Source organism: Ruegeria sp. CI1 (assembly GCF_056536925.1).
In genome coordinates this window covers 1-4,088 of record NZ_JBQFQP010000030.1, presented here as the reverse complement: position 1 = coordinate 4,088, position 4,088 = coordinate 1, and the positions used below count along the sequence as shown (strand labels likewise).

Here is a 4,088-nt window from a genome sequence, read left to right as displayed (position 1 = left end):
TCCCAGTTTATCATGTTGGCCATGGCAGGGAGTATGTTTTGACGTTTGTGAAGAACTTCATGGCTTCGATGACGCCTTCTTTTACGCCGTTTCCGCTGTCCTTGATGCCGCCGAAGGGGGACATTTCGATGCGGTATCCGGGTTGTTCCCAGATGTTGCAGGTACCCACGTTGAGGCCGTTGATAAATGCGATCGCGCGGTTCAGGTCGTTGGTGCAGACGCCCGAGCTGAGGCCGAACTGGGTGGAGTTCGAGATCCTCATCACCTCGTCGTCATTGTCGGGAACCCGCACGATCGGGATGATGGGGCCAAAGGTTTCCTCCATCACCAGTTCGCTGTCATGGGGCACGCGGTCGACCACGATGGGCGGCAGCAGCGCGCCCTGGCGCGGCGGGTGATAGAGGATCTCGGCGCCCGCGGCCGCGGCCATCAGGACGCGGTTCTCGAACAGCTCGGCGGCCTTGTCGTGGATGACGCAGCCCAGTTCCGTTTCGGGATCCTGCGGGTCGCCGAATTTGATCGCGCGCGCCTTCTCCAGCACCAGCGGCACAAAGCGGTCGGCCACGCTTTCCTGTACTAGGATGCGCTTGATCGCGGTGCAGCGCTGGCCGGAATTGCCGGTGGCCCCGGCCACGGCGATGGTGGCGGCCTTGTCCAGGTCGGCATCGGAAAGATCGTTCAGCACGATCAGCGGGTCGTTGCCCCCCAGCTCCAGCGCGGAGCGCTTGTAGGCGGCCTTTTCGGCGATCATCTTGCCCACCGGCACGCCGCCGGTGAAGGTGATGATGTCGATATGCCCGTTGGTGATCATCTCGTCGCCGATATCGCCGGGCCAGCCGGTGACCACCTGGAACATCTCGGGCGGCAGCCCGGCCTCGTACAGGATGTCGGCCAGCGTCAGCGCGGTCAGCGGTGTCAGCTCGGTCGGCTTGCAGACCATGCAGTTGTTGGTGGCGATCGACGGCGCGATCTTGTGGCTGACCATGTTGAGCGGGTGGTTGAACGGCGTGATCGCGGAGATTGCGTTCACCGGCTCGCGCATGGTGAAGATCTTGCGCGCCTTGCCGTTGTGGGTGAGATCGCAGGAAAAGATCTCGCCATCGTCCTTCAGCGCCTCTGCGGCGGCAAACTGATAGACATCCTGCGCGCGCTTGGTCTCGTAGATCGCGTGCTGGTGGCAGATGCCCAGCTCCAGCACCAGCCATTTGGCCAGATAGTCGCGCCGCTCGCCGATCAGCTCGCCCGCGCGCTGCAGGATCCGGCTGCGCTCGTACCGGGTCAGTTTCGGGGTGTAATTCGCCGCGATCTCGAAGGCGCGGGCCGCATGTTCCGCCTTGCCGGCAGGGACATAGCCGACCACCTCGTTGGTATAGGGATAGTGGACCGGCACGGTCTCGTCGGTAAAGACGATCTCGCCGCCGATGCGCATTCCCTCGTTGCGGATCCGGGTATTGGACATGGTCTGGTCTTTCATAGCTTATACCGCCGCGGCTGTCGTGGCATAGAAGAAGGCGTCGAAGTTGCGCAGAACGGGCGCATCCGGAAGCTCGATCCGGCGGTTGACGATGAAGGGCACCTCCTGCTCGGTCAACCCGCCGTGGCTGCGCAGCGGCTCCTTCAGCGCCGCCAGGTCGTGGCGGTGCTCCGAGGTGCCGATGCAGATGTTCTCGCCCGAGATCATCACGATATCCCCAATCCGGTCGCCCGGCAGCTCGAACCGCCGGATCGCCTCCGCCTTGTCGATGACCAGGATCAGCTCATCGCGCGCCTCAAGCCGCGCCATGATGTCGGCCTGGTCGGCGCCTTCGGGCAGATAGGCGGTGGCGAACGATCCCAGCGCGCCGTGATGGACCACATAAGGATCGGTGATCGGCAGGATCACCCGCGCCGCGCCCTCTCCCAGCCACTCGTCCAGCAGGTCCTGCGCATAGATCACGTTGGGCGAGCCGTCAGCGTGATGCTTGGGCTTCATGCCGTGATCGGCGGTCACCACGATGGCCGCCCCCAGCGCGTCCAGCTCGCCCAGGTAGCGGTCGAACATGGCATGGAAATCCAGTGCACCCTGCTGGTCAGGGGCGAACTTGTGCTGGATGTAATCGGTGGTCGACAGGTACATCACGTCGGGTTTGAACTCTTTCAGAAGCTTGACCCCGGCGGCAAAGACAAACTCGCTGAGCTCCGCCGAATAGACGTCCGGAACCGGCATGCCCAGCCAGGCGCTGGCATTGTCGATGCCGTGCCCGGCCAGCGTGGTCTCGCCCGCGCGTTCCGACGAAAACGCCACCGCCCTGCCCTCGTCGAACTTCAGCCCCGAGCCCAGAAGCGCGCGCAGCTTGTCCTTGGCGGTCACCATCGCCACGCGGTAACCCGCCTCGTAGAACTGCGAAAAGATCGTCGGCGCGCGCAGGAAGCGCACGTCGTTCATCATCACCTCTTCGCCGCTGTCCGGATCGATCAGGTAGTTGCCGCAGATACCGTGCACGCTTGGCGGACGGCCGGTGGCGATGCTGAGGTTGTTGGGATTGGTAAACGACGGGATCACCGAATGCGCCAGCCGGTCGGTGCCGGTCTCGCGCATCCGCTTGAGATTGGGCATCAGCCCCCTGGCAATCGCCACGTCCAGATATTCCGGCTCGCACCCATCCAGGCAGATGGCAATCGCGGGCACTTTCGGCGTCGGATAGACCCGCGCATTCGCTTCGACGGGGGTATGAATGGTCATCTCTTGCTTTCCTCGATCTTCTTCAGGCGGCCAGCTTGGCGCGCTCTTGCAGTGCGGCGGCCGGAGGGGCGGCGCTTGCAACCCCCATCTCGGCCAGCGTTTCCCTGGCGGCGGCCACGACCCGCCGCATCACGTGCTCGTCCATCTGCCCGATGCAGCCGATGCGGAAACTGTCCACAACCGTCAGCTTGCCCGGATAGATGATGAACCCCTTTTCCTTCATCAGCTCGTAAAACCGGCCAAAGACGAAATTCGCATCCGCCGGGCAGAAGAAGGTGACGATGATCGGGCTCAGCCAGCGACTGTCCAGCAAGGTCTCGAAGCCCAGCTCGCGCATCCCCGCCACCATCACGTCGCGGTTGCGCCCATAGCGCGCGCCGCGCCCGGCAACCCCGCCCTCGGCGGCATGCGCCCTCAGCGCCTCAAGAAACGCGGCCACCACATGGGTGGGCGGCGTGAACCGCCACTGCCCGGTCCTGTTCATGTGCGCCCATTGCGCGTGCACATCCAGGCAAAGCGAATGGCTGTTGCCCTCGGCCGCCGCCAGCGCCTCCCTGCGGGCGATGACAAAGCCGAACCCCGGCACCCCCTCGATGCATTTGTTGGCCGAGGACACCATCGCCTCATAGCGGATCCCGGACGGCTTCAGATCGATCGCGCCAAAGGCCGACATCGAATCGATCAACAGCTTGCGCCCCGCCCCATAAACCGCCTCGGAAATCTCCTCGACCGGGTTCAGGATGCCCGACGAGGTCTCGCAATGGATCGCCACCACATGGCTGATCGCCGGATCCTCGGCCAGGATGCGCGCCACTTCCGGCCCACGCGGCGGCAGGTAATCGCCCTTGTCCAGAACCACGTGATCGCGCCCCAGATACTTCAGCGTCAGCGCCGAACGCAGCCCATAGGCGCCGTTGGCCAGAACCAGCGCCTTGCCATCCCGCGGAATGAACGAACCCAGCATCGCCTCGACCGCGAAACTGCCCGAACCCTGCATCGGCACGCAGTCGAACTCCTCGCCCCCCTCGCCCAGCAGCGCCAGAAGACCGGCGCGCAGCTCCCGCGTCATCGCCCGGAAATCGTCATCCCAGCTGCCCCAGTCCCGCAGCATCGCCTGCTTGACCGGCCAGGACGTGGTCAGCGGACCGGGGGTCAACAAATACGGCTCCCCCAGCCGGGGGGCTTCAATCTCGGGCGCGGGCGTGCTCATGACGCGGTCTCCAAAAGAAACATCGCAGAAACTATTGCCCCAACAAAACCATTGTGAAAAATTGATAAAAACGATCAAACAATAAAACAAACCTATACATCCAAACAAAATCAAACCCATGGGATACAGCCAACTCAAAGCATTCCACAACGTCGC

Annotated in this window: 3 protein-coding genes; all 3 read right to left on the bottom strand. The window is 63.5% G+C overall.

Translation table 11 applies throughout. The annotated features are described in order from the left end of the window. Positions 1-10: 10 nt before the first annotated feature. The 3 genes from phnY to ACR0LZ_RS21095 are packed head-to-tail and all read right to left on the bottom strand — an operon-like array spanning position 11 to position 3,932. Complete coding sequence (gene phnY / locus ACR0LZ_RS21105; protein ID WP_480752214.1) at positions 11-1,474, bottom strand: phosphonoacetaldehyde dehydrogenase; 1,464 nt, start codon at positions 1,472-1,474, stop codon at positions 11-13. A 3-nt stretch (positions 1,475-1,477) separates the two neighbouring features. After that, positions 1,478-2,722: a phosphonoacetate hydrolase gene (gene phnA, locus ACR0LZ_RS21100; RefSeq protein ID WP_480752213.1), complete on the bottom strand. Its 1,245-nt coding sequence runs from the start codon at positions 2,720-2,722 to the stop codon at positions 1,478-1,480. A 22-nt stretch (positions 2,723-2,744) separates the two neighbouring features. Further along, positions 2,745-3,932 carry a 2-aminoethylphosphonate--pyruvate transaminase gene (locus ACR0LZ_RS21095; RefSeq protein ID WP_480752211.1) on the bottom strand — a complete coding sequence of 396 codons (1,188 nt, stop codon included), beginning with the start codon at positions 3,930-3,932 and terminating at the stop codon, positions 2,745-2,747. Positions 3,933-4,088: the final 156 nt, after the last annotated feature.

Coding starts and splice junctions, on each gene's coding strand:
- phnA (WP_480752213.1), bottom strand. CDS start 2,722: ATGACCATTCATACCCCCGTCGAAGCGAATGCGCGGGTCTATCCGACG.
- phnY (WP_480752214.1), bottom strand. CDS start 1,474: ATGAAAGACCAGACCATGTCCAATACCCGGATCCGCAACGAGGGAATG.
- ACR0LZ_RS21095 (WP_480752211.1), bottom strand. CDS start 3,932: ATGAGCACGCCCGCGCCCGAGATTGAAGCCCCCCGGCTGGGGGAGCCG.